This window comes from Streptomyces sp. ICN903 (genome assembly GCF_022015835.1).
Classification (GTDB): Bacteria; Actinomycetota; Actinomycetes; order Streptomycetales; family Streptomycetaceae; genus Streptomyces; species Streptomyces fenghuangensis.
The window spans coordinates 1-23,831 of record NZ_JAKMAY010000062.1 but is presented as its reverse complement, the minus strand read 5'-3'; the positions used below and the strand labels follow the sequence as shown (position 1 = coordinate 23,831).

Below are 23,831 nucleotides of genomic sequence, written 5' to 3'. Positions count from 1 at the left end.
GGGCGGGGGAGACGGGGGCGGCCCCGTGGGAGAGGGACACGGCCGTCAGCCCTCCAGAACGGTGCGCAGGTCCCACAGGGTGCGCCAGGTGGCGGAACCCTGCTCGGCGCGGCGGCGCACCGGGCCGTCCCAGTAACCGCGCAGCCGGGCGGCGTCGGCGGGATCGTCCTTGCGGACCACGCCGAGCAGATGGCCCGGCAGCAGGGAGAGCACGTCCCGGTCGCCGGGGAAGTACGCCGCCGCCAGAGCCAGCGCCCCGGCCACGGACACCGCCTCCGCGGTGCTCATCACCGTCGACGGCCGCTCCACCTCCCAGCCCTCCGCCGAGCGGCCCTCGCGCAGATCCCGGAACGCGGTGACCAGGGCCTCCAGCACGGCGTCGTCGACCCGGAACGGCGCCCCGGCCCGTTCCACGGACGCCCGCGCCTGACCGCGCACCAGCGCGGTCTCCGCCTCCAGGTCCCCGATGGGACCGACCGTCTCGAAGTTGAAGCGCCGCTTGAGGGCCGCTGACATCTCGGAGACGCCCTTGTCGCGGAGGTTGGCGGTGGCGATGAGGGTGAAACCGGGTGCCGCGTGCGCCAGTGCGTCCTCGGTGCCGGCCAGTTCGGGGACGGCGATCCGCCGCTCCGAGAGCAGTGACACCAGCGAGTCCTGCACCTCGGGCAGGCAGCGGGTGACCTCCTCGACGCGGGCGACGGCGCCCCGGGACATGGCGGTCAGCACCGGGGAGGGCACGAGCGCCTGCCGGCTGGGCCCCTGCGCCAGCAGCAGCGCGTAGTTCCAGCCGTACCTGAGCTGGTCCTCGGTGGTGCCGGCCGTGCCCTGCACGGTCAGGCCGCTGGTGCCGCACACGGCGGCGGCCAGCAGCTCCGACAGCATCGACTTGGCGGTGCCGGGCTCGCCGACGAGCAGCAGGCCGCGTTCCCCGGCGAGGGTCACCACGCACCGCTCGACCAGGGCACGGTCGCCGACGAACTTGCCCTCGACCACCAGGCGGCGCGGCACCCCCTCGGGGGCCCCGGCGCCGTCGGGCAGCTTCAGGGCGGCGCCCCCGCTGCCCATGACGAACGTGACGACCGCGCGCGGGGTGAGCCGCCAGGCGGGCGGGCGCGGTCCGCCGTCGTACGCGGCGAGGAAGGCCAGCTCGGTCGCGTACCGCTCCTCGGGCGGGACTATCTGGCGGGCCGGCGCGGAAGCGAGGGGGGTGGTCATGGGCGTTGCTTCTTCCGGGTGGAGACGGGCGGTGGTCATCGGCGGCCCTTGCGGCCGGCACGGGTGGCGCGGGTGGTGAGTTCCTCGTAGGCCGGGGCACCACCGGCGCGGACGCGGTCCCACGCGCGCTCGAACAGCTCGGGCACCGGCACCAGGGGCACCGCGCGGGAGCGGTCGGGGACCGGGTACAGGCCCTGCTTCCAGATCTCCACCGGCAGCGCGGACGACTTCAGGTCGAGCCAGCCGCACGGCAGGAAGAGGGTGCGCCCGGCGCGTGCCCGCTTCGCCTCGACGACCAGGCCGGTGGCCGCCAGTTCGGCGCGGGCCTTCTTCGTACGGGCCGGCTTCCAACCCGTCCAGCGGGCGATGTTGCGGTCCGTCGGATCGGGCAGGGCCAGTAGTTGCAGGTAGAGCGCCGCCGCGTCCCGGCCCAGGCCGTGGGTCTCGGCGGCCTCGGTGACCAGTCCGGGCACGGTGGCGGCCGGATCCTGGGCGTACCCGGTGGGCTCCCCGGGGCCGGATCCGGCCGCGAGGGCGCGGGCGAGTCCGTCGTCCAGGACCGTCCGCAGCGCCCGCATGCCCTCGCCGCGATCCGGTCCGACGATCCCCTCGAGCAGGCCGAACACCGGGTCGTCCGCGCCGGTGAGGGCGCTGGGGCGGACCAGGACGGCCTCCTGGTCGCCGTACCAGGGACGCAGCACCAGTGCCCCGCCCACCTCCGTCAGACCGTGCGCGCCGGCACCGCCGGTGGCGGGCAGCCCGTACGCCCTGCGCAGCTCGGCGGCGGACGGCGAGCCCTTCTGCGTCCACGACAGGTCCAGGTCGAGCAGCAGGCCCGGGTCCGCGACGCGGCGGCGCAGCGCGGCCAGCCCCTCCGGCAGGGCGGAGCGCAGGGGGTGTCCGTACGGCAGGTGGTAGGCGAGGCCGGCCAGGGCGGTCACGGCTTGTGCCAGGTCGTACCGTCCGGGCAGCGCCGCGGGGTCCTCCGCCACCAGATCGCCGTCCCCATCGAGCCGCTGGACGGTGGTGCGGCTGATCCAGGGGGTGCGGTGCGGGTTGAGCACCGCCTCGGCGGAATCGGCGGGCAGGCCCGCCTGGGAGAGCTCACCGGCCAGGTCCTCGGGCAGGCGGACGAAACCGGCCAGGCGCTCGGCCCACACCCGGCCCGCCGCCTCCGTGTCCGGCCCGGCCGTCCACAGGTCGCCGGGGTCCTTCGGCAGCAGCGCGCCGACGAGCGCCGTCAGGTCGCCGGGCTCCAGCGAGTCCAGCAGCGTGTCGCCGAGCTTCTTCTGCCGCGGCTTCAGGGCGGTGACGGCGGCCGCCTCGTCGGTGAGCCGCGACGGCCTTCCGGCGAGCAGCAGGGCCGCCTGCACGGGCCCCAGGCCGCCCCGTGTCGCGGTGGCCAGGGCGGTGGGCGCCTCCGGCTGCCAGGGTGCTGGGCCCTTGTCCCGGATCAGCCCGGTCACCGCGGCCATCGCCTCCGAGGGGAACACCGGTGGGTGCGCGCTCTCCCTCAACAGCGTGAAGTGCGCGACCGCGCCGAACGAACCGGCCGGGTCGTGGTCCAGCGCCAGCCAGTTGACACGCTCGTTTCGGAGATCGACGTTCTGGCAGCCGAGGACGACGACGGTGCGGCCCTCCCGGCGCAGCACCTGGCCGGTGCGCTCCCGCCCGTCGTGCGGTTCGCTCAGCACGATCTCGCGCAGCGCGGCCCCGGACGCGGCCAGCGGCCCCTGCGCGACCGCATCGAACAGCAGCAGCAGCGCCCGGCGGTGCGCCTCGGGCAGGACCGGGGAGGCGGCACGGTAGGCGAGCGGACGCAGCACGTCCAGCACGGGCAGCCACACGACGCCGATGCCCGGGACGGTGAACTCCTCGCTGCGCCACCCGTCGGCGGCCCCGGCGAGCCGGGCGGACTCGGGCAGGGGCTTGCCGTCGGCGGGCTCACCGGACAGCACGTGGTTCACGGCGCGGATCTGGCGCAGCGCGCTCCAGCGCTGCCCGCCGCCCCACCAGCCGTACATCCCGGCGAGACCCGCGACCGCCTCGTTCAGCGTCCGGTCGTCGCCGTCCTCGGGGCTGTAGTCGGCGAACATGCCCTCGGCGCGTCTGCGCTGCGCCCTGGGCGGCTCCATCGGGGACGACACGAAGGCGGCGACGGCCCCCGCCAGGCGCAGTACCGCGTGTACGTGGCCGGCGACGCCGGCGAGCAGACGGGGTTCGGTGAGGGAGGGCAGAATGCGCGAGACGGCCTTCCGCAGCACCTCGTCGGAGGTCGGACCGGCGGGTTCGCCCGCACCGGCCCCCGCGGTGCTCCGCGGCCCGGCCCGCCGGCCACCGGCCGCCTTCGCCGGTACGGCCGCCGCCCTGAACGCCGCCTTGATCTCCGCATCCCGCTCCGCCAGAGCCCGGGCCCCGGCACGCAGCAACTCGGCCGCCTGCTCGTCGCTCAGCGCCCGCAGGACGGCCGAGGATCCCTCGTCGCGTGGCCGCAGCGCGTGCCAGAAGTCGGCCGGCGGAACGAGCCTGGTACCGGCGGCGAACTCGCCGCCCCGCTCCAGCGGCGTCACCCGGCCCGACTCCCACACACCACCGCCGTCACCGCCGGCGTACAGGGCCATGTGACGGTGCTGGGCGACGAGGACGGGCTCGGCGCCGCCGGGCAGCCGCAGCGCGCCGATCGGGACGCCCGGCCCCCGGCCGCCCGCCGTCGGCAGGGTGACGGTCCGGCCGTCCGGCGTACCGGCGGTGGTGCGGGCCTGGTCGCCCTCGCCCTCGGTGCGCACCCAGCGGCCCAGGACCGTGCCGTCCGTGCCCAGCGGGCTGTGCTCCAGGCCGGGCTGGAGGGGCAGCACCGCGCAGTGCTGCTGGAGCAGGGTGGCGCCCTCGCGGATGCCGGACCGCAGGAACGCGGGCAGCGAGGCACGCCCGTGGGTGCCGGTGGCCGGGTCGTACTCGAGCCACACCTGCTGCGGTCCCTGCCGTCCCCGGCGCCAGTAGGAGGTGCCGTCCCCCAGTACGGGGCGGCCGGGGGGCAGGAGCGTGTCCCCGGCGTGCAGGGCACGCCCGCCGGTGGCGCGGCCACCGCCCGGCAGGGGGATGGAGGCCTCGCCCGTGTCGCCGCCGTACCAGTGCGGGAGCTTCTCGCCGCCGAGCGGGAACACCTCGGTGGGGCGGGCCGACCAGTAGCCGTGCTGTCTGCCGTCCTGCCGCCACATCACCAGCAGCTCGCCGTCGGTGTAGCGGAACGACGGGCGGTTCCAGCGGTCCGGCTCCACCGGCAGCCGCAGATCGTGCTCCAGCAGGATGTCCTCGGGGCCCACGACGATCGCCTTGTGCCTACGGGAGAGGATCAGGGCCGGCCAGGCCTCGTGGACGGTGAGCGTGTCGTCGCGGTCGTGCCGGGTCCGCTCGTCCAGACGCCGCAACGCCTCTTCCAGGGCAGGCCAGCCCAGTTCGTCCAGGATGCCCGCGCGCAGGGTGCGGCCCAGCAGCGGTGCGGCGTCGAACGCGGCGGCCCCGGCGACGGCCCGCGGGCTGACACGGGCGGCGACCGCGTGGAACGGGCGCAGCCGGCTCAGCGCCGCACGCGCGGCGGGCAGACCGGCCGCGGCGGCCAGTTCCCCGGCCGCGTCGTCCAGCCACTCGCGCAGTACGTCGGCGAGTACGGGGTGCCCGGCCACCTCGTCCAGCAGCCCGGTGCCGAGGTGGCGGCCGCTCAGACTCCCCACGGAGTGGTACAGCAGGCGCCGGCAGCGCGGGTCGGCCGCGACGGCCGTCAGGTCCCGCCGCCCGGGCCGGGTCTCCCGCAGCCACCGGTCGAGCGGGAGGAGGACGCCCTTGCCGGTCTCCGGCAGCGTCAGCGGTATGCCCTGCGCCACGCACAGGTCCAGCAGGTCGAGGTCGGCGGCGGCGTTCCAGCGGCCCGTGAAGAGGTCCACGGGGCGGCCCCGGGCGCGCAGGCGCGGCGCCATGCGTTCCACGAGGGCGAGGGTGGCCGGTGAACGGCCGCTGACGGACGAGCCGTGCTTGCGGTGCAGCGCCCAGCGGCTGAGCCAGTCCGCCGCGTCGACCCCGTCCGCCCCGGTCTCCGCTCCGTTTGCCCCGGCCTCGCCCGTCAGCAGCCGGTCGGCACCGGTCTCGGCGAGCAGGGCCAGCCAGAACTCGTCGTCCTCGGTGGAGCGGCCCAGTCCGGCCGGCATGATCTCCAGCAGTCGGAGCCGTACGGAGGGCCGCTGCCCGGCCAGGGCGGCCAGCGTGGACCGGTAGGCGTTCCAGAAGGAGGCCGGGGCCCGCACCGCCGCGGGCGACGCGAGCAGATCCTCCACCAGGGCGCACTCCTCTGCGACCCGGTCCAGCCCCGCCGCCCGGATCAGAGCGCGCGTGTCCTGCGGCAGGGAGGCGTACGGCGGCATGCCCGCCGCGCAGCGCTCCACGGTCAGCTGCCGGAACTGCGCCCACGCCTCGGCCGGGGCGAGCCGCGCCGAGAGGGCCTTCACATGCTCCTTGAGCGCCTTGACCGTCAGCGCGCCGGCGAAGGCGAACTCCAGGAAGACCGCCCGCTGCCGCTCCTCGTCCACGGGCAGCGCGTGCACCCGCTCCGCCTCGCGGGCCTTGCCGAAGAAGGCCGCCGCGTAGGTGGTGTTCTCGTGCCGGAGGAAGACGCGGGCGGCCTGCTCGTAGAAGGTGGGCAGGAAGTGCGGCACGGCCCGGCCGAGCCGCTCGCCGAGCTCCTCGAAGCCCTCCTTCGCCGCGCCGGGACGGGACTTGGCCTGCCGGGCGAGCCGCTCGACGTCCCTGACCAGCGCCAGCGCGTGGTGGCCGTTGGCCGGGTCGTTGACCAGTGCCCACGCGGGGAAGCCCAGGGTCTCCCGGCGCACCTGCCCGACCTCGTGGACCACCGGTTCCCGGGCCAGCCCGAGGAAGTCCAGGGCGAGGTCCTCGGCCTCGCCGAGCGTGCCCGGCACCAGCCTCACGATCCTGCGCTCGTCCAGCGCGGGGTGGGTGTAGGCGCGGACGGTGAGGACGTCCGCGTCCTCCCGGTCCGTGGTGCCCGGGGGCAGCACGGCGCCGGCCTCCAGCAGCGCGGCGCAGGCGGCCTCGTCGTACGTGGTGCCGCCGTATGCGCTGTCGTCGTGGTCGTCGTATGTCGTCATGCCGCACGCTCCTCGTCCTCGATGTCGCGTCCGGCGTACAGCGCGGCCGCCATGCGCATGCCCTCCGACCAGGTCACCGGCCCGACCTGAGCCGGCTTCAGCACCCGGCCGGCCGGGTCGGTGAAGACCAGCGGGCCGGTCTCCGCCTCCGAGTAGCCGTCGTAGTCGCCGACCCACACCCGGGCCTCGACACCGCGGCCGTCCTCCAGCACGGAGCACACCGCGTGGCCGCCGCGCACGCGGTAGCCCAGCTGGGCGGCCCGCCCGTGCAGGAACCTCAGCTCCTTGAAGACGCCGCCCGCGTAGTCCTCGACGCAGGTCGTCTCGGCGTCCAGCGTCACGGGCCGGCGCCACACCTCCCGGAAGAGCTGTTGGGCGCGCTGCTCGACGCCCAGCTCGACGGCGAACTCGCGCAGTTCCTCCAGCTCCTCCAGCAGCACCGGATGCGGCAGGCGGACCAGGTCGGGGGTGAGGCGGACGGTGTCGCCGTCGAGGTCGACCACACCGAGGCCGCGCCCGGGATCGGCGTCCCGCAGGAACCCGGCCACCTCCCCGTCCGCCCCGGTGACCACCATGTCGCGCAGAGCGGCCTGCCAGGCCGGGTCCGGCCACACCCGCGCCAGGACCGCGAACGGCACCGGCAGCGAGCGCACCATCCAGCGCTCCACATCGGCCAGGCACTGCCGCTCGTGCCGCTCCAGCCACTCGGCGAGCTGACGCAGTCCCACCACCGCCGGATCGTCGGTGATCTTCGACGGTACGGACTTCAGCCGCCGCCCGGCCGCGTTGCGGCACACCACCTTTCCGTCGTCGAGGGCGACTTCGTAGCCGCCGGCCGACACCCACCCCATACGTGCCTCCCCGCACCCGCAGTGATCAAGTGACGGGAACTGTAGGGCAGGCCGCTGACAGCGGTGCCGACGAGCGGGTCCGGCCGGGCGCGGGCGGAGCGGCAGGGGTGACGGACGGTGAGGTTCCACGCCGCCACCCCTGCCGGAGTACGCCCGGGTCAGACCAGCATTTCCTCGATGAGGCCGACGGCGCGCCGGGTGCCGCCCTCGGCCCGTGCGGCGGCGCTCAGCAGCGCCGAGCGGTGGGCGACACCCGCGTCGGCGACCAGCTCCTCCAAAGCAGCCCGCAAGGCATCGGCGGTCGCCTCCGCGGTGTCGACGCGGCGGGCCACGCCCAGTTCCACGAGCCGGTCGGCGTTCATGAACTGGTCGGCGGCCTGCGGCACGGCGATCATCGGGACACCCGCCAGCAGCCCCTCGTTGCAGCCGCCCATGCCGGCGTGGGTGACGAAGGCGTCCGCCTGCTCCAGGACCGCCCGCTGCGGTACCCAGGAGCGCACCTCGATGTTGGGCGGGACGGCGCCGAGCTCCCGCGGGTCGGTGTACCTGCCGATCTGGAGGACGACATGCCAGCCGGGCAGGCCGCCGAAGGCGGCGACGCACCGGCGGTAGAACTCCGGCCTGCGGGTGTACGCCGAGCCCAGGGAGACCAGCAGCACCTTCTCCGCGTCCGCGGGACGGGCCCAGCCCTCCGTGTCCGCGGACATCTCGAAACAGGGCCCGACGAAGGTCACCGTGCCGGTGTCGACCCTGTCGGCGTGCGGCTGCATCGCGCGCGGGATCAGCGCCAGGGTGTGCGCGGGACGGCCGGGGAAGGCGTCCACGTCGGTGGTGGACGCCCCGCAGTCGGCGAGCCACCGCGCGAACCGGGCCCGGTAGGCGTCGGCGCCCGGCAGCCGCCACAGGTGTGCCGCGACCTCCTGGTCGTAGCCCTCCCAGGCCACGAACGTCGGGGAGAGCTGCATGAGGGGACGGCCCTGCGATTCGGCGAGGGCGCGCGCGGCGTAGGCGCCGATGTCGTACAGGTACAGGTCCGCCGGGTCGCGGTCGTAGACGGAGCGCAACCGGGGCAGCGTCCGTACGGCGTCGTCGAGGAAGAGGCCCATCGCGGCGATGGGGTCGTCGGGCCAGTCGTTGTCGGCGACCGGCAGCCCGGAGGCGCAGGGGATGAGTTCGGCGCCGGTGGGCGCGATCAGGTCGGCCACCGCCGGATCGTTGGCGTAGGTCACGCGGTGACCGCGGGCCACCAGCTCGCCGATGACCGCGAGGCTGGGCAGGACGTGGCTGACGGCGGGGATGCCGACCATCGCGATGTGGGCACGGCGACGGGACATGGATGATCACTCACTTCGGGTCCACGGCTGACAGGACACCGCAGGCCCGCGCGCCGGTCCGTCCAGGAGTTCCGGACACCGGTGCGCGCACGGGCGTGCGGGCGGGGAGGCGGGGCACTGCCCCGGCCGTGTCAGCCGTAGATCTGAAGGAAGGAGGACATGCCCGCGACTCTAGACCTCCGCCGGGCTCCGGCGCATCCCGATTACCGCCGACCGCCGCCCGGGGTGTGCTGTGGGCCGGTGGACGGGACGCCCGTCCCGCCGATCCGCCGGATCTCCTCCAGCGGGTACTGGGTCTGCCTGCTGCCGTACCGGAACTCGTGGTTGAAGTCCGACATCACGGCGGCGACCGGCGCGTGCCGGGCGATGATCGCCGCGGCCTCCTCCGGGATCCCCGTGGGGCGCCTGCCCCCGGCGTAGGCGCGCACCAGCGCCCGGCGGCCCTCCCGGTCCTCGATGCGGTATCCGTACAAAGCGGTGACCAGCCAGTTCACCAGGTAGGTGACGGTGTAGCAGCGGTCGTAGGTCCGATGCCGTCCGAAGAAGTCGGCCTCTTCCCGCGACAGTTCGAACCGGGAGGAGAGCGCGAGGCCGTAGTCCGCGAAGTAGAGGCGCCGGCCGTCGGTGAGGATGTTCTCGAAATGCGCGTCGAAGTGGAGGAGCCCGCGGCCGGCCATGAAGGAGGTGCCGTCCGCCAGCTCCCTCTCGACCATGGCGCAGGCCCGGTTCGCGGCCTCGTCTCCGGCGGCCACCCGCTCGCCCAGCCACTGGTGCAGGTTCCGCGGGATGTACTCCAGGAACACCACGACGCTCGCCGAGGACTCCCGGAGGGCCTCGATCCGGCGGCGCACCTGCGGCCGGCCGCCCCAGTAGGCCACGGCCCGCTCCACGTCGGCCAGTTCCCCGGGCAGCGGGGTCGGGTCCGGCAGCACCCTCCAGTGGTACATCAGGGGGAACCCCTCGTGTTCCCCGGAGAGCACCCAGTCGGTCGTCATGGCGTGCACGGCGAGTTCCCGCCAGGCCCCGAAGCCCGGCCCGCCGATGGCGCCGATGCCGTACTGGCAGAAGACGGGCAGTTCGAACAGGTTCGCCGTGGAGCGGATGTGCGCGGGCTCCCTCTCCAGATCGGTGAGGGGTACCCGTTTGACGAAGACCGGGACTCCGGAGACCTCCAGCAGGGACGACTCTCCGCCGATGCCGGAGCCGAGCGGCGCGGCCGTGTTCACCAGTCGGTGCAGTTCGCGGTCGCCGAGCCGGGCCAGGGCCGTGGAGACGGCGCCGTGGGCGGCCAGACGCGCACCGTGCGACATGTCGGGGTGCTCCACACCGCCTCCTTCCGGGCGCCCGGCACCGGCCGCCGGTCTCGATTCCGCGACGCCCACCCTACGCATGGCGGCCGGGCCGCGTCCGCGCCTTCGGACCGCCGTGTCCGGCAGAGGGCACGGAAGGTTCCGCCGGCGACGGCGGTCTGCCCGTCGCGGGCGGCGATGTCGTGCGTCCGCCACCCGGTTCCACGGGAGCGGCGGGGTGCGGTGCGGAGCCGCCTCCCTGCTATTGTGGTCTATACCACTGGTGTTCACTCTTGGATCGGCAGGCCCAGCGTGGAAGTTGTCATCGTTCCGGACGCCGACGCAGGCGGGGAGATCATCGCCGAGGCCATGGCCGGCCTCCTGCGGCGCAAGCCCGACGCGCTGCTCGGTGTGGCCACGGGCTCGACACCGCTGCCCGTCTACCGGGCACTGGCCGCCAAGGCCGCCGCGGGCGATGTGGACGTCTCGCGTGCCCGGATCTGCCAGCTCGACGAGTACGTCGGCCTGCCCTCCGGGCATCCCGAGTCCTACCGCTCGGTGGTGCTGCGCGAGGTGGTGGAGCCGCTCGGGCTGGACGAGGCGTCCTTCATGGGGCCGGACGGCTCCGCCGAGGACGTCCCGGCGGCCTGCGCGAGGTACGAGAGGGAGCTGGCCGGGGCCGGCGGTGTGGACCTGCAACTGCTCGGCATCGGCACCGACGGGCACATAGGCTTCAACGAGCCGTGCTCCTCACTGGCCTCCCGCACCCGCATCAAGACGCTCACCCGGCAGACCCGCGCCGACAACGCCCGCTTCTTCGGCGGCGACATCGACCAGGTGCCGCACCACGTCATCACCCAGGGCATCGGCACCATCCTGGAAGCCCGCCATCTGGTGCTGCTGGCCACCGGCGAGGCCAAGGCGGAGGCCGTCGCGCAGACCGTCGAGGGGCCGCTGTCCGCGATGGTCCCGGCCTCCGCGCTGCAGATGCACCCCCACGCCACGGTCGTGGTGGACGAGGCGGCCGCGTCCGGGCTGAAGCTCGCGGACTACTTCCGCGCCACCTACGAGGCCAAGCCGCACTGGCAGGGTCTCTGAAGGCCGTGACCGGTGCCGCGCCCCCGGGTGTGTCCGAGCGGACACACCCGGGGGCGCGGCACGTCCCGGAAGCCGTACGCCGTGCGGCCCGGCCTGAGGGGAGGATCCGGCCGGGGCCCACGAAGGCCCGCACCGCGGCTTTCGGCCGGCCCGCCGACGCGTCGGCGAAGCGCCCGGTCAGCACGGTCTGCGCCGCGCTGTCAGGGAGGCCCGGCCCGGCGCGGCACTAGGATCCGGGCCATGCCGCTGACCGTTAAGGACGTGGACCGCTTCGAGGCCGCCAGGCCCCGCCTGGAGGCCATCGCCTACCGTCTCCTCGGCTCCGCGAGCGAGGCCGAGGACGCCGTGCAGGAGACCTTTCTGCGCTGGCAGGCCGCCGACGTCGGGCGCATCGAGGTCCCCGAGGCCTGGCTGACGAAGGTGCTCACCAACCTGTGCCTCAACCAGCTCACCTCGGCCCGCGCGCGGCGCGAGACCTACGTGGGCCAGTGGCTTCCCGAGCCGCTGCTCGAGGGGGATCCGATGCTCGGCCCGGCCGACACCGCCGAGCAGCGCGAGTCGGTCTCGTACGCGGTCCTCGCCCTCATGGAGCGGCTGTCCCCCCACGAGCGGGCCGTGTACGTGCTGCGGGAGGCCTTCGACTACCCGCACCGGGAGATCGCCGGGATCCTCGGCGTCACCGAGGCCGCCAGCCAGCAGATCCTCCACCGCGCCAGGAAGCACATCGCGGACGGCAGGACCCGCACCGAGGTCGACGAGGCCGCCGCCCGGCGGATCGTCGAGGAGTTCCTGGCGGCCGCCGCCGACGGGAGGACCGAGCCGCTGGTGCGGCTGCTCACCGCCGACGCCTTCTCGGTCGGCGACGGCGGCGGGAAGGTCCCGGCCCGCCCCAGGCCGGTCGAGGGCGCTCTCGCGGTCGCGAAGTTCATGCGGGGGCTGTTCAAGCCCGCACGGGCCAAGCGCGCCCTGGTCGGCGGCTCACCCGGACTCCACGTCACGACCGCCAACGGCGGGCCCGCCGTCGTGGCGGTCGTGGACGGCCGGGTCGTCGGCGTCGTGTGCCTGGAGGTCACCGCCGAGGGCATCACCGCGATCCACAGCCAGGCCAACCCCGACAAGCTCGGGCGCGCGACCGAGATGTGGGCGGCCGCCGATCACGGAGAGCCCCTGTTCCGCGTCTTCTGACCGCGGAGCGAGGCCCCCGGCGCCGGAGCCGGGGGCCTTCGGCCCGGATGTGACCTGTCTCACTCCCTTTTCCTGTCAGGAAACGGCTCGCTCCCCGGTTCAGGGGGCGAAACCGCGCAGGAGACGGAACCGCGCAGACAGGAGCCAGGGAAATGAAGCACCGCATCATCGTCCTCGGAGCCGGATACACCGGAGCCGCCGCGGCCGGCCGCCTCGCCAGGCGGCTGCACCGTGACGACGTCGCCATCACCCTCGTCAACGCCGACCCCGACTTCGTCGAACGCGTCCGGCTGCACCAGCTCGCGGTCGGCCAGGACCTCAGGTACCGGCCGCTTGTCGAGATGTTCGCGGGCACCGGCGTCGAGCTGACGACCGCCGAGGTCACCGGCATCGACGCCGACCGCAGGACCGTGACCGTCGCCGGCACCGGCGCGGACGCCCGGGAGCTGGAGTACGACACCCTGGTGTACGCCCTCGGCAGCGGCTGGAACGACCAGGGCGTCCCCGGCGCCGCCGAGCACGCCCACGAGGTCGCGAGCCGGGCCGGGGCGCTCCGGCTGCGCGAGCGCCTGGCCGGCCTGGCCGCCGGGCAGCCCGTGGTCGTCGTAGGCGGCGGCCTCACCGGTCTGGAGGCCGCGACCGAGATCGCCGAGGCCCGTCCGGACCTCGAGGTCGCCCTCGCCGTCCGCGGCGGCCTCGGCGACCACCTCTCGGACAAGGGGCGCGGCCACCTGCGGAAGGTCTTCGGCGGGCTCGGCATCACCGTGCACGAGCACACGGCCGTCACCGGGGTCGAGGCCGACCGCGTCACCACCGCCGGCGGCGAGGCCATCCCGGCCGCGGTCACCGTGTGGGCCACCGGCTTCGCGGTGCACCCCATCGCACGGGCCACCACTCTGGAGACCACCGGCACGGGCCAGATCGTGGTCGACGCGACCATGCGCTCGGTCTCGCACCCCGATGTGTACGCCGTCGGCGACGCCGCCATGGCGACGGGCCCCGGGGAGAAGCCGCTGCGGATGTCGTGCGCCTCGGGCACCCCCACCGCGTGGCAGGCCGCCGACGCCGTCGCCGCGCGCCTGACCGGCGGGAAGCTCCCGAGGATCCCGATCCGCTACTTCAACCAGTGCGTCTCGCTGGGCCGCAGGGAAGGCCTGATCCAGTACGTCACCGCCGACGACCGGGCCACCGGCGCGGCCCTGACCGGCCGGCTCGCCGCCGTCTACAAGGAGGTGGTCTGCAAGGGCGCGGCCTGGGCCGTCGCCAACCCGACCCTCGGCCTGCCGGTCCGCCGCCGCCGTGTAGCAGGGGAGGCGGCCCGGACGGGCCCGGCCGCCCGGGCGTCGGCCTGACCGGGACGGTGGAGCGGGCTCCCGCGATACGGGGCGCCCGCTCCACCCTCGGTACGGGACCTCTCATCCCCCCCGGGGCCGGGCGCGGCCCGTCCCCCCGGTCAGGACGGAACCGCCGGGGCGAGCTTGGAGTCGTCGGGCGCGTAGACGGTCATCCAGTGCGGATGGAGCCGGTAGTAGACCACCTCCTCGTCCCAGTCGAAGGCGTCCCCGCCGTAGAAGTCCTTGAAGTACGCGAGCAGGTCCGGCCAGTCCGCGGCCGGTTCGCCGCCGTGGGGGTTGAGGACCTCCACCGTGCCGTGGGTGAACACCCCCAGGTCCTCGCCCCGCATGTGCGCGGCGCTGACGGCGGGCCGCACGGCGAGGTGGCGGGCCTTGGCGGCGCCGCGTGCCGTGCCGAAGTGCCACTTCCCGTGCAGGAAGTGCCCGTCCGCGCCGCTGATGCGCGGCTCGCACCTCGCCGTCACGGTGGCCAGCGAGAGGGTGCACATGCCGGTGAGGACCTGGGCGAGCCGCTTCGCGGGCAGTGTGCGCTCGGCGTTGATGATCGAGCGGAGGTGCGGGGTGGAGCGGGAGAGCGAGGAGTCGAGAAGGGCCTGGAGCTCCGCGAGCTCCTCCGGTGTTTCGCGCATGGGAATCCTTGTCTGCCGGTGGGACTCCGGCCGCGTCCACCGTCGACGCCGGCCGGTGAGGCCATGATCGACCCGAAACCCGACATCTCATGTCGTGTTTTCCTGGTGCCCTCACTCGCCCCCGCAGCCGTCACCCGACTCCACCGGAACCGGGGCGGCCGCTCGTTTCCGGGACCGCCGACGCGGCGACGACGGGGGCGGCGATGAGTTCCTCCGGCCCGGAGAGTCACACCACCGTCCGACAACACGGGAGGGACACATGACCCAACTGCTGAGGGTCCAGAACTTCAACGTCTCCAGCGACGGCGTCGCCGCCGGAGAGGACCAGAGTTTCGAGAATCCGTTCGGGCTCGCCGGCGCCGAGAGGCTGTTCGCCTGGGCCGGTGCCACGGCGAGCTGGCCCGGGCGCACCGATCCCGGAGGAAGCCGGGGCCTGGACGACTACTTCACGCGGGACTACGCCCACAACATCGGCGCCGAGATCATGGGCCGCAACAAGTTCGGCCCCCAGCGCGGGCCCTGGCAGGACCATCAGTGGCGCGGCTGGTGGGGCGAGGAGCCCCCGTTCCACACCCCGGTGTTCGTCATGACACACCACGAGCGGCCCTCGTTCACGCTCTCCGACACCACGTTCCACTTCGTCGACGGCTCTCCGGCCGCGGTCCTCGAACAGGCGCGGGAGGCGGCGCGGGGCGGGGACGTCCGGCTCGGCGGCGGGGTCACCACCATCCGGCAGTTCCTCGACGCCGACCTCGTCGACACCATGCACGTCGCGGTCTCACCGGTGAGGTTCGGGTCCGGTCTGCGGCTCTGGGAGTCCCCCGACGAACTGCTCGACCGGTTCCACCTGGAGGCCGTTCCCAGCCCGAGCGGTGTGACACACCACCTGTTCTGGCGGAAGTGACGGGTCTCGGGGCGTCGAGCCGCCCCGGGGTGACCGGCGGCACCGGCGCCCCTCGCGACGGGTGCCCGGCAGCCGCGGTGGTGGCAGACCGCCACGGTACTGCCGCCACCGCGACCGCCACCGGTACCCGAACGACCGGGCCGACGGGCGGGTGTCGGTGCCGGGTGCCACGCTGATGTCGTACAGGACCGGCGAAAGGGAAGCGCAGTGACCACCACCGACTTCGTCCCCGGCTCTCCTTGCATGCTCGACCTGGGCGCCCCCGACGTCCGGGCCGCCGCGGCCTTCTACGGTGCGGTGTTCGGCTGGGACTACGAACCCATGGAGGAGGGGGAGGGCGCCGAGGGCGGGATGCTCCGGAAGGACGGCAAGACCGTGGCCGGGCTCGGCAGGCTGACCGAGGAGGGAGCGCGCTCGGCGTGGATGATCTACTACCGGGTCGTCGACGCGGACGCCACGACCCGGGCCGTCGAGCGGGCGGGCGGCACCGTGCGCGTGGCGCCGACGGACCTGGGGGAGTGGGGCCGGATGGCGCAGTACAGCGATCAGCTGGGCGGCCAGTTCGCCGTCTGGCAACCGGGGGAGAGCACCGGCGTCGAGCTGATGGGCCGGCCGGGATCACTGCTCTGGACCGAGCTGTACACCAGCGACACCGCGGCGGCGAAGGAGTTCTACGGGGAGGTTTTCGGCTGGCGGTTCAGCGACATGGAACTGCCGGACGGCGCGGGCACGTACTCCGTCATCACGCCCGCCGGGCTGCCCGAGGAGCGTGCGCAGGGCGGCGTCATGGGACTGCGTACCGAGGACCTCGCCCTGGCGGACGGCCGGCCCTACTGGCATCCGGTCTTCGAGGTCACCGACTGCGACGCCGCGGTCGCCGCGGTCACCGGGAACGGCGGAAGCGTGCAGATGGGACCGGAGGACGCGGAGGGCGTCGGCCGGATGGCCGTCTGCCTCGACCCGGCCAACGCGGACTTCGTGGTGCTCACCCCGAGCCCGGACTGAATCCGTGCAGGGCCCGGCGGAGGGTAAATGCGTCGACAGGGCCCTTTCGCGCCCGGCACAGTGGTCGTCCGTGACGAGCAGTGAGCTGTGGACCCGCGCGACCGCCGAACGCTACGACGCCGAGGAGACCGAGATGTCCTCGGCCGCCGTCCTCGGCCCCACCCTCGCCTTCCTCGCCGGGCTCGCCGGTGACGGCCGGGCGCTGGAGTTCGCCATCGGGACCGGACGGGTGGGTGTCCCGCTCCGGGAACGCGGCGTGCCGGTGGCGGGCATCGAACTGTCCGAGCACATGGCGGCGGTCCTGCGGCGCAAGATCGGCGAGGACGAGCTTCCGGTCGTCATCGGGGACATGGCCACCACCGTCGTCCCCGGCGAGTTCGCCCTGGTCTACCTCGTCTACAACACGATCTCGAACCTGCTCACGCAGGACGAGCAGGTCGAGTGCTTCCGCAACGCCGCACGCCACCTGGGGCCCGGCGGCCGATTCGTCATCGAGCTGGAAGTGCCGCCGCTGCGGTTCCTCCCGCCCGGCCAGGTCGCGGTGCCGTTCGACGTCTCCGAGCGGCACCTCGGCTTCGACACCTTCGACCTGGTCGAGCAGGTCCTCGTCTCGCACCACTTCACCCGCGACGGCGACGACGGCCGCTACCGCCGCGGCAGCTCCCGGCACCGGTACGCCTGGCCGTCGGAACTCGACCTGATGGCGCGGATCGCCGGGCTCGAACCGGAACAGCGTGTCGCGGACTGGGACGGGACGCCGTTCACCCAGGACTCCGCGAAGCACATCTCCGTGTGGCGCAAGCCGGCCTGAGACAGGTCCCGCCCCCGCGCCCCCTTCGACGGCGGCCGCTCGGTCACCGCCCGCAGCCCGTCACCGTCTCACCCGGCCGGTACCCGGCCGTCGACGGGGACGCCCAGGCGATCGGCCACGGTGGTGAGGGCCGCTCCCAGCGGGAGCGCGACCCGGGTGAGGGCGTGCCGGTCGCCCCGGGTCGGATCCCGGTTGACGATCAGCACCGGCTTCCCCTCTCCGGCCGCCTGGCGGACGAACCGGAGCCCGGACATCACCGTCAGCGAGGACCCCAGGACCAGCAGCGAGGACGCCTCGCGGACCAGCCCGCGGCAGTGCTCGACCCGCGGCGGCGGAACGGTTTCGCCGAAGAACACCACATCCGGCTTGAGGACGCCGCCGCAGAGCGCGCAGGGCACCACGCGGAAGTCCCCGACCTGCTCGTCGGTGAGGTCGGCGTCGCCGTCCGGGTTGACCCCCGCGGCCACCGGTTCGAAGCCGGCGTTGGCCTCCTCCAGCCGCCGGGCGAGTTCACGGCGCGGGCTGAGGGCGCCGCAGGACAGGCAGACGACCCGGGCCAGGCTTCCGTGGAGCTCCACGACGCCCTCGCTGCCGGCGGCCTGGTGCAGACCGTCGACGTTCTGGGTGATCACACCCGAGAGCAGCCCGTGCCGTCCGAGGGCGGCCACGGCCCGGTGCCCGGCGTTGGGGCGGGCGCGGCCGAAGGTGCGCCAGCCGAGATGACTGCGCGCCCAGTACCGGCGCCGGGCCCGGGCACTGGTGGTGAAGTCCTGGTAGGTCATCGGGGTGTGCCTGTTCAGGCTTCCGTCCACGCCCCGGTAGTCGGGGATCCCCGACTCCGTGGAGATGCCCGCCCCGCTGAGCACCAGCACGCCGCCGGCGCTCAGCGCATCGGCGACCGGCGCCAGGTCCGTGGTGCCCGGCGGCAGGTCCCCGGTGGGTGTCCAGCTCAAGGTGGGGCGTACGCGCATGCCGCCAGGGTACGGAACGGACGGGAAGGAGAACCGGACGAAAGGGAAAGGGGCGCCAGGAAAGCCGACGGCACCGGGTCAGGGCCGACCGGACTCGTTCTCGATGCGGTACCGCCGGGTGTCAGCGCCGGTGGCGCCAGTGCTGGTGTGCTTTCAGGACCTCGTAGCTCCATGTGGTGCGCTGCTGGGCGTCGGTGCGGCCGGGGAAGAGGCCGAGCTGTTCGGCGATCGCCGGGAAGCGTGGGTGCATCCGGCGGTCACCGACCGTCACCAGCGCCGAGAGCAGAGGTTCGCCCTCCTGACGATCCTCGTCGACCAGCCACAGCAGGACGCTTTCGTCGTCGCGGTGGAGGCGGGGCAGATCCGGCAGGCGCTTGCGGATCCCGGGCCAGCTGGTGGTGGCGCCGGCGCGGGCGGTCTGCACGAGCAGCGGCCGCAACTCGGTCGCGATCTCCCACAGCCGTCCAGCCTCCAGCAAAGCCGGCTCCGTCCCGTGGAGCGGCGGCCGGGAACCACCGGCCGAAGGTGCGGCCTGCGCGTCCGGGCGGCGTGTGGGCGCACTCGTCGCGGACTGTTCGGGGCGGGGCCCCGCAGACCGGGTCACCGCCGGACGCGGTGGCGTGGACCTCACCACTGAACGGGACCGGGAGCGGGGTGCCGTGGACTGTCCCGGGCCCGGTGTGCCGGGAGAGGAGGGCGGGGAAGTATGTGCCGCCTGGCGCCGTTCCTCCTTCTGCCAGCGACGGGAGTCGAGGATCTCCTTGCAGGATTTCAGCTGCGCGCGCTGCTGCCGGGTTTCACTCGGCGGCGCCTGTGCCGCCTGCTGCCAGGCCAGGTCGTACAGGTCGGCGGCCTCCGCCACCGCGTGGTTGTCGATGGCACGCTGGAGTTCGGTCAGGGTGTGGTTCAGCGTGCGACGGATCGTGGCGATCTCCATGGCCGTGCGCACCGGACGGCCCGTGGTCCGGCGTTTGAAATCCGTCCGCCAGGCAGAACCACCACTGAGCCGTACCCGAGTCTTCGACAAGAAGGGTCCCCTCTCCCGCCAGGGCCGTGAGCCGCCGAGGCGCCACGACGCACACCCAACGGTCGGGCACCAGCGGAGCAGAACACAAGAGCCTTGCGGGCCCGGAGCGGTTTAGGACAGCAGGGTCAGGCAGCCCCAGGGCCCCGCTGGCTGGGGGAGCGGGCCGCCGATGTCTGCCGGGCCCGGTGCGGCACCGGCCCGTCCGGCATGTACCGGGCGCCCGTGCACCCGGCCTCCTGTGACCGGTACGGTCACCACTTCGGTCCGCTCAGGCGGACGCCCCTGACCTGCGGGTTTCCCGATTCGCCGGTCACGTGCTTGACCTTGACACGGTGGTAAGGTCTTCACTCGGTGGCCAGGAGGTGGTCCCGATCGACACGACCAACACACCCCCGCAGGACATCCGCGTGGCCGATGCCCTGAGCGCCGGGGACTCGTCGGTCCGGCTTCAGGCGGCCCTGACGGCCGGCTCGAACGCCGACCCCGCGTTCCTGGAGACGCTTGTCGAACGGTGCGCCGTCGAGCCGGACTTCTTCGTACGGGACATGCTGTCCTGGGCGCTGACCCGCCTCTCGCCGGAGATCGCCCTGCCCCGGATCCGCCGGGAGCTGGACTCCGAGCACACCCAGGCCCGCAGCCAGGCCCTGCACACGCTCTCCAAGATCGGCGACAGGAGCACATGGGCCTGGATCACCCGCGACATGCTGCGTGACCGGGACGACGAGGTCGCACGGACCGCGTGGCGCGTCGCGGTCGTCCTCGTCCCCGAGGGGGAGGAGAAGGACCTGGCCGACGAACTGGTTCCGCAGCTCGGCCGCGGCGACCGCGACGTGCGGCTGAGCCTGAGCCGAGCCCTGATCGGCCTCGGTGACGTCATCAAGCCCGCCCTCGAGGAGGCCGCCCAGCACCCCGACCCGGCGGTGGCCGCGCACGCCCGCGCCACCGAACTGCTCCGGCAGGATCCGGAGACCGGTTTCGACGCGGCCGTCGAGGAGGCCAAGCGCGTGGTCGCACTCGGCCCGCAGCGAGCGGCCGCTGCCGCCGGGGCGGCGGACACCGGGGCCTCGCAGACGACCGAGCCGACGGAGGCCGCCAGGACCGCGGGGGCCGCAGGATGATGTGGAGGCCGCGGATTGCTGATCGGTGATGTGGCCCGTCACTCCGGGGTGAGCACCCGGATGCTCCGGCACTACGACGCCCTGGGGCTGGTGCGGCCGACGGGCCGCACCGCCGGCGGCTACCGCGAGTACTCGGCCGAGGACGTCCGCAGGATCTTCCACGTGGAGAGCCTGCGGTCGCTCGGGCTCTCGCTCAAGCAGATCGGGCGCGCGCTGGAGGACCCGGCCTTCACCCCCTCCGCTCTGATCAGCGACCTCATCCGGTGGACGCGGGACCGCCTGGTGCGGGAACAGGAACTGCTCGAGCGGCTCCGCGCGATCGACGCGTCGGAACCCACCGGCTGGCAGGACGTCCTGCGCATCGTCGAGCTCATGCGGGAACTCGACTCGCCCAGTGCCGCACGCAGGCAGCAGGCCGTCCTGACCCGGCCGGAGGGCGCGTCGGCGTCCGCCGAGCTGCTGGCCGGGGCGGCCCTGGCCGAGTCCGACCCGCACGTCGCGGGCGCCCTGCGCTGGGCACTCGCCAGGTCGGACGGCGACGGCATGGCGGCGCTGACCGCCGGCGCGCACGCGGAGGACGCCGACATCCGGCGGCGCGCGGTGCTGGCGATCGCCGAGATGCCCGAAGCTCCGGGTGCCATCGCGGTGCTCGCGGACGCCCTCGGAGATCCGGACACGGTGGTGCGCGGACACGCCGCGCTGGTTCTGGGCAGGCGCGGCGTGCCCGCGGCCGTGCCCGTACTCGTCGGCATGGTCGTCGAGGGCGCCAACGACGTGGAGGCCGCGGAGGCGCTGGGCACGCTGTCCCAGGACCCCGTGTGCGCGGACCGGATCACGGCCGCTCTGGCCGGCGAACTCGCCGCGCCCACAGCGGACTCCGCGACCCGGATCCGCATCACCCAGGCACTGGTCGAACTCACGGGCACCACCGCGCGGGAGATCCTGCGCCAACTGGCACACGACGGCGACCGCGCCGTCGCCCTCATCGCCTCGGCCCTCCTCCGGGTCCTTGACGAGCGCCCTTCCGAAGACCGGTCCGGCGAGGGCCCCTGAAGGTCCACGACGCACCGCTCCTCCGAAGGCTCCCCCCTCGGCCGCATCCCCCCACCGCCGCTACCGGCCACGTACACGGCCTCGATGGACACGCCCCGGCGGGCGTGCGTCACCGCCGGTTCCTCCACCAGCGACAGCTCCGTCTCCGTCGGCCCCCGCCGGGCCGCCCGCTCAAGGGACACCGATCCCGGACCGGAGCACGGTCCCGTCGGCTTCGGCGTACCCGCCCACGGAACACGCCCCACCCCCCGTCTGCCAGAATCACGCTGGTGTACGAGACGCATGTGACGGTCCGGTGCCGGACGCAGAGGGAGTCGGCCGCGCTGGATGCGTGGGCGGCGACCCGTGGGCTGAAGGTCACTCACATCGTTCTGGCCCGGGGACGGATGCCCTTCCAGCCGATGCTGACCCTGCCGGACCGGACCAGCCACCCGTCCGTCGTCGCCGGGCTGCGGGACGCCGGATTCGAGCCGGTGCGGGTCAAGGTGGAGACGGTGCCGTGGAGCCAGGAGCCGGCAGGCCCCGGCGGGGGCTACTTCGAACACCATCTCAAGCTGGCCCTGCCGGCCGACTATGACCGGGCCGCCCTGGAGACCCTGGTGATCCCGCACGGTGCGCACGTCTCGTGGAACGCCCGGCGCGTCCTGCCGGGACCCGGCGGGAGACAGGAGCGTTTCGTGACCCAGCGGCATCACGGACCGGCGGACGCCGCGGGCCGGGCCTGCGACGAACTGGTCCGCGCGCTCGCCGCGGCAGGGTACGAGGTGCTGTCGGAGGAGCGCGAGTTCGTGCTGTCCGACAGCGATCTGTCGGTGGACGAAGGATGGCTGGAGGGAGCCGTATGAGCAGCGTGCCGTGGAGGCCGTCGATTCCCGACGGGCCGGACGGTGACGAGCCGACTGCCGCCCGGGCCCACCGCAGGACGGAACTGCCGTACACCCTGACGGCGGGCGTCGGCGAAGCGGCCGTCCGGCACCGCGTCTTCGACCCGGCCCTGAAGCACTTCGACGAGGCCTACCGGCCCACCGACGACGTGGTCCCGGACCCCGGGGTGCGGGCCCGCTGGCAGACGACCCGCCGCACGGCGCTGGACCTCGTGCTCGCGGCCGTCGCCGCGTCACCCTGGGCGGACTCACTGGTGCTGCGCGGCAGCATGCTGATGTCCGCCTGGTTCGGCCCGGCCGCACGTGCCCCCAGGGACATCGACTTCGTCGTCGTCCCGGACACCTGGCGCATCGAGGAGCCGCGGACCCGCGCCATGCTGGACGGCATCGCCGAGGCCGCCGAACGGCTGGCCCGGGAGAGGGGCGGTGGTCTGGTGGTCTCCGCCTCCGGCGCGGTCTCGGAGTACATCTGGACCTACGAGCGGGTGCCCGGCCACCGCCTGGTGCTTCCGTGGACGGCTCCGGGCCTTCCCGGCGGGCAGGTGCAGCTCGACTTCGTCTTCAACGAGCGGTTGCCGACGCCCGCCCTGCCGACGGAAGTCGCGGGCGTGCGGATCGCCGCGGCGAGCCGTGAGCTCTCGCTGGCCTGGAAACTGATGTGGCTCGGCTGCGACATGTACCCGCAGGGCAAGGATCTGTACGACGCGGTCCTGCTCGCCGAGAGCTGCACCATGCCGCTGGAACTCCTGGAGACGGTCCTTCGGGAGGCGGACGAGTGGCCCCTCCCCCCGGGCGAGCCGCTGGGCCCCGACCTGTTCCGGGCAGTCTCGGCCGAAGTGGACTGGACCGGCTTCCTCCGGGACCACCCGGACGCGGAAGCCGCCACCCGACACCTTTCCACCAGGCTGCTCGCGGCGCTGGGACCCGTCTTCGGCGACCGCTGAGTCCTCCGGCCCGGTGTCGAGGGCCGTTTCGCCGGTGTTCGCCCCTGGAGGGGCGTTCACGAGTCGGGCGGCCGCCTCGGGCGCATCGGCACGGCCCCGGCCGGGTGCGGGGCACCCGTGTCACCGAGCACGCTCACTGACACGGGTGACGACTCCGCCCGCCCTCCGGCGGCGTACGCGCGCAACGCAGACAGCAGACCCGTCAGGCGCTGCTCACGGCGGTACGCCGAGTGCTGCGGCAGCGCGGGCTCACAGGGCTGACGACACGGGGCGTGGCCGCGGAGGCCGACGCCGCGGCCGGGTGGCGCGGGGTCAGCCCCTCCGGAAGAACTCCACCTCCGCCAGGGCCAGATGACGGCCCGGGGTCAGGTCGACGGCCGAGCGCAGGACCAGACGCACCGTCTTCGCGTCGCTGATCCCGACGGGGAACGTCTGCGGGCCCGGTTTGTCACTGAGGGTGAGTTCCTCGCGGTGCCTCGTGCCGTCCTGCTCCGTCACCTCCAGTTCCAGACGGAGTGCGCGTGCCTGGCGGGCGTAGTCCTCGGGGGACTTGGAGGGACCGTTGATGATGATCAGATCGACCAGCCGGAACGGCTCGCGGAAGGTGTAGGTCACCGAGGCGCCCGGTGCGGGCGCGCCCCAGTAGCGGTTGCTCAGCCCGTCCGTGGTGTTCGTCGCCGGATGCCGGGGGACCTCGGCGCTCGCCTCGATGTCCGCCGGGGTCACGGGCCTGGGCTTGCCCATCTTGTCCCGGGCGTCCTCGAAAAGGGTGCGCCCGGCGGGCAGCAGCAGGAGAGCGCCCGCGCACACAGCCGCCACCGCGGCCAGGGTCACCAGGAACCGCACCACCCGGCCCGAGCCCGCCCGCACCCGGCGGCGCAGCGGCCACACGGTCCGCCACCACGGCAGCGGAGCGGGCTCGGGGGCGGGGTCCAGCGCTGTCGCGCAGCGTCGGCAGAACCGGCGGCCCGGCGGGTTGGGCGTGCCGCAGGCGCGGCAGGG

Annotated in this window: 19 protein-coding genes; 10 read left to right on the top strand and 9 right to left on the bottom strand. The window is 74.0% G+C overall.

What is annotated here, in order from left to right; all coding sequences use genetic code 11:
* Window positions 1–45 precede the first annotated feature (45 nt).
* The 5 genes from L7D48_RS09125 to L7D48_RS09105 all read right to left on the bottom strand — a co-directional run bounded on the left by L7D48_RS09125 (window position 46) and on the right by L7D48_RS09105 (window position 9,866).
* Entirely contained in the window at window positions 46–1,215 is a 1,170-nt protein-coding gene (locus L7D48_RS09125; RefSeq protein WP_237878469.1) for an AAA family ATPase, read from the bottom strand.
* Window positions 1,216–1,250: 35 nt separating this feature from the next.
* Window positions 1,251–6,371 carry a hypothetical protein gene (locus L7D48_RS09120; RefSeq protein ID WP_237878468.1) on the bottom strand — a complete coding sequence of 1,707 codons (5,121 nt, stop codon included), beginning with the start codon at window positions 6,369–6,371 and terminating at the stop codon, window positions 1,251–1,253.
* A complete protein-coding gene (locus L7D48_RS09115) occupies window positions 6,368–7,222 on the bottom strand; it encodes a DUF4132 domain-containing protein (RefSeq protein ID WP_237878467.1) in 855 nt (284 codons plus the stop codon). The genes L7D48_RS09120 and L7D48_RS09115 overlap by 4 nt, the downstream gene beginning before the upstream one ends.
* Before the next feature lie 158 nt (window positions 7,223–7,380).
* Complete coding sequence (locus tag L7D48_RS09110) at window positions 7,381–8,556, bottom strand: macrolide family glycosyltransferase (RefSeq protein WP_237878466.1); 1,176 nt, start codon at window positions 8,554–8,556, stop codon at window positions 7,381–7,383.
* A gap of 203 nt (window positions 8,557–8,759) precedes the next feature.
* Entirely contained in the window at window positions 8,760–9,866 is a 1,107-nt protein-coding gene (locus tag L7D48_RS09105) for a protein kinase family protein (RefSeq protein ID WP_237878470.1), read from the bottom strand.
* Window positions 9,867–10,157: 291 nt separating this feature from the next.
* Between L7D48_RS09105 and nagB the strand changes: the two genes are divergently transcribed.
* From nagB to L7D48_RS09090, 3 genes are all read left to right on the top strand, one after another.
* A complete protein-coding gene (gene nagB / locus L7D48_RS09100; protein WP_237878465.1) occupies window positions 10,158–10,943 on the top strand; it encodes a glucosamine-6-phosphate deaminase in 786 nt (261 codons plus the stop codon).
* A gap of 240 nt (window positions 10,944–11,183) precedes the next feature.
* Complete coding sequence (locus L7D48_RS09095) at window positions 11,184–12,128, top strand: RNA polymerase sigma-70 factor (protein WP_237878464.1); 945 nt, start codon at window positions 11,184–11,186, stop codon at window positions 12,126–12,128.
* A 152-nt stretch (window positions 12,129–12,280) separates the two neighbouring features.
* Complete coding sequence (locus L7D48_RS09090) at window positions 12,281–13,480, top strand: NAD(P)/FAD-dependent oxidoreductase (RefSeq protein WP_237878463.1); 1,200 nt, start codon at window positions 12,281–12,283, stop codon at window positions 13,478–13,480.
* Window positions 13,481–13,581: 101 nt separating this feature from the next.
* Here the strand turns inward: L7D48_RS09090 and L7D48_RS09085 are convergent, their stop codons facing one another.
* Window positions 13,582–14,112, bottom strand: a complete 531-nt coding sequence (locus L7D48_RS09085) for a pyridoxamine 5'-phosphate oxidase family protein (protein ID WP_237878462.1) — start codon at window positions 14,110–14,112, stop codon at window positions 13,582–13,584.
* Between the two features lie 259 nt (window positions 14,113–14,371).
* Between L7D48_RS09085 and L7D48_RS09080 the strand changes: the two genes are divergently transcribed.
* The 3 genes from L7D48_RS09080 to L7D48_RS09070 all read left to right on the top strand — a co-directional run bounded on the left by L7D48_RS09080 (window position 14,372) and on the right by L7D48_RS09070 (window position 16,832).
* Entirely contained in the window at window positions 14,372–15,016 is a 645-nt protein-coding gene (locus L7D48_RS09080; RefSeq protein ID WP_237878461.1) for a dihydrofolate reductase family protein, read from the top strand.
* A 207-nt stretch (window positions 15,017–15,223) separates the two neighbouring features.
* Window positions 15,224–16,021: a VOC family protein gene (locus L7D48_RS09075; RefSeq protein ID WP_237878460.1), complete on the top strand. Its 798-nt coding sequence runs from the start codon at window positions 15,224–15,226 to the stop codon at window positions 16,019–16,021.
* 70 nt (window positions 16,022–16,091) lie between these two features.
* Complete coding sequence (locus L7D48_RS09070) at window positions 16,092–16,832, top strand: class I SAM-dependent methyltransferase (RefSeq protein ID WP_237878459.1); 741 nt, start codon at window positions 16,092–16,094, stop codon at window positions 16,830–16,832.
* A 68-nt stretch (window positions 16,833–16,900) separates the two neighbouring features.
* Here L7D48_RS09070 and L7D48_RS09065 read toward each other — a convergent pair whose 3' ends face one another.
* Complete coding sequence (locus L7D48_RS09065) at window positions 16,901–17,803, bottom strand: NAD-dependent protein deacetylase (RefSeq protein ID WP_237878458.1); 903 nt, start codon at window positions 17,801–17,803, stop codon at window positions 16,901–16,903.
* Window positions 17,804–17,924: 121 nt separating this feature from the next.
* Window positions 17,925–18,740: a hypothetical protein gene (locus tag L7D48_RS09060; RefSeq protein ID WP_237878457.1), complete on the bottom strand. Its 816-nt coding sequence runs from the start codon at window positions 18,738–18,740 to the stop codon at window positions 17,925–17,927.
* Window positions 18,741–19,192: 452 nt separating this feature from the next.
* On the opposite strand from L7D48_RS09060, the gene L7D48_RS09055 reads away from it, so the two are divergent.
* The 4 genes from L7D48_RS09055 to L7D48_RS09040 all read left to right on the top strand — a co-directional run bounded on the left by L7D48_RS09055 (window position 19,193) and on the right by L7D48_RS09040 (window position 22,829).
* On the top strand, window positions 19,193–19,948 hold the full coding sequence (locus tag L7D48_RS09055; RefSeq protein WP_237878456.1) for a HEAT repeat domain-containing protein: 756 nt from the start codon (window positions 19,193–19,195) through the stop codon (window positions 19,946–19,948).
* A gap of 15 nt (window positions 19,949–19,963) precedes the next feature.
* Window positions 19,964–21,001 (top strand): MerR family transcriptional regulator, encoded by a 1,038-nt coding sequence (locus L7D48_RS09050; protein ID WP_237878455.1) that lies wholly within the window; start codon window positions 19,964–19,966, stop codon window positions 20,999–21,001.
* A gap of 269 nt (window positions 21,002–21,270) precedes the next feature.
* Window positions 21,271–21,846: a hypothetical protein gene (locus L7D48_RS09045; RefSeq protein WP_237878454.1), complete on the top strand. Its 576-nt coding sequence runs from the start codon at window positions 21,271–21,273 to the stop codon at window positions 21,844–21,846.
* Window positions 21,843–22,829: a nucleotidyl transferase AbiEii/AbiGii toxin family protein gene (locus L7D48_RS09040; RefSeq protein WP_237878453.1), complete on the top strand. Its 987-nt coding sequence runs from the start codon at window positions 21,843–21,845 to the stop codon at window positions 22,827–22,829. Before L7D48_RS09045 ends, L7D48_RS09040 begins: the two co-directional genes overlap by 4 nt.
* Before the next feature lie 312 nt (window positions 22,830–23,141).
* Here L7D48_RS09040 and L7D48_RS09035 read toward each other — a convergent pair.
* Window positions 23,142–23,831 (bottom strand): zinc ribbon domain-containing protein (locus L7D48_RS09035; RefSeq protein WP_237878452.1); only part of this gene is annotated, 690 nt, incomplete at its 5' end.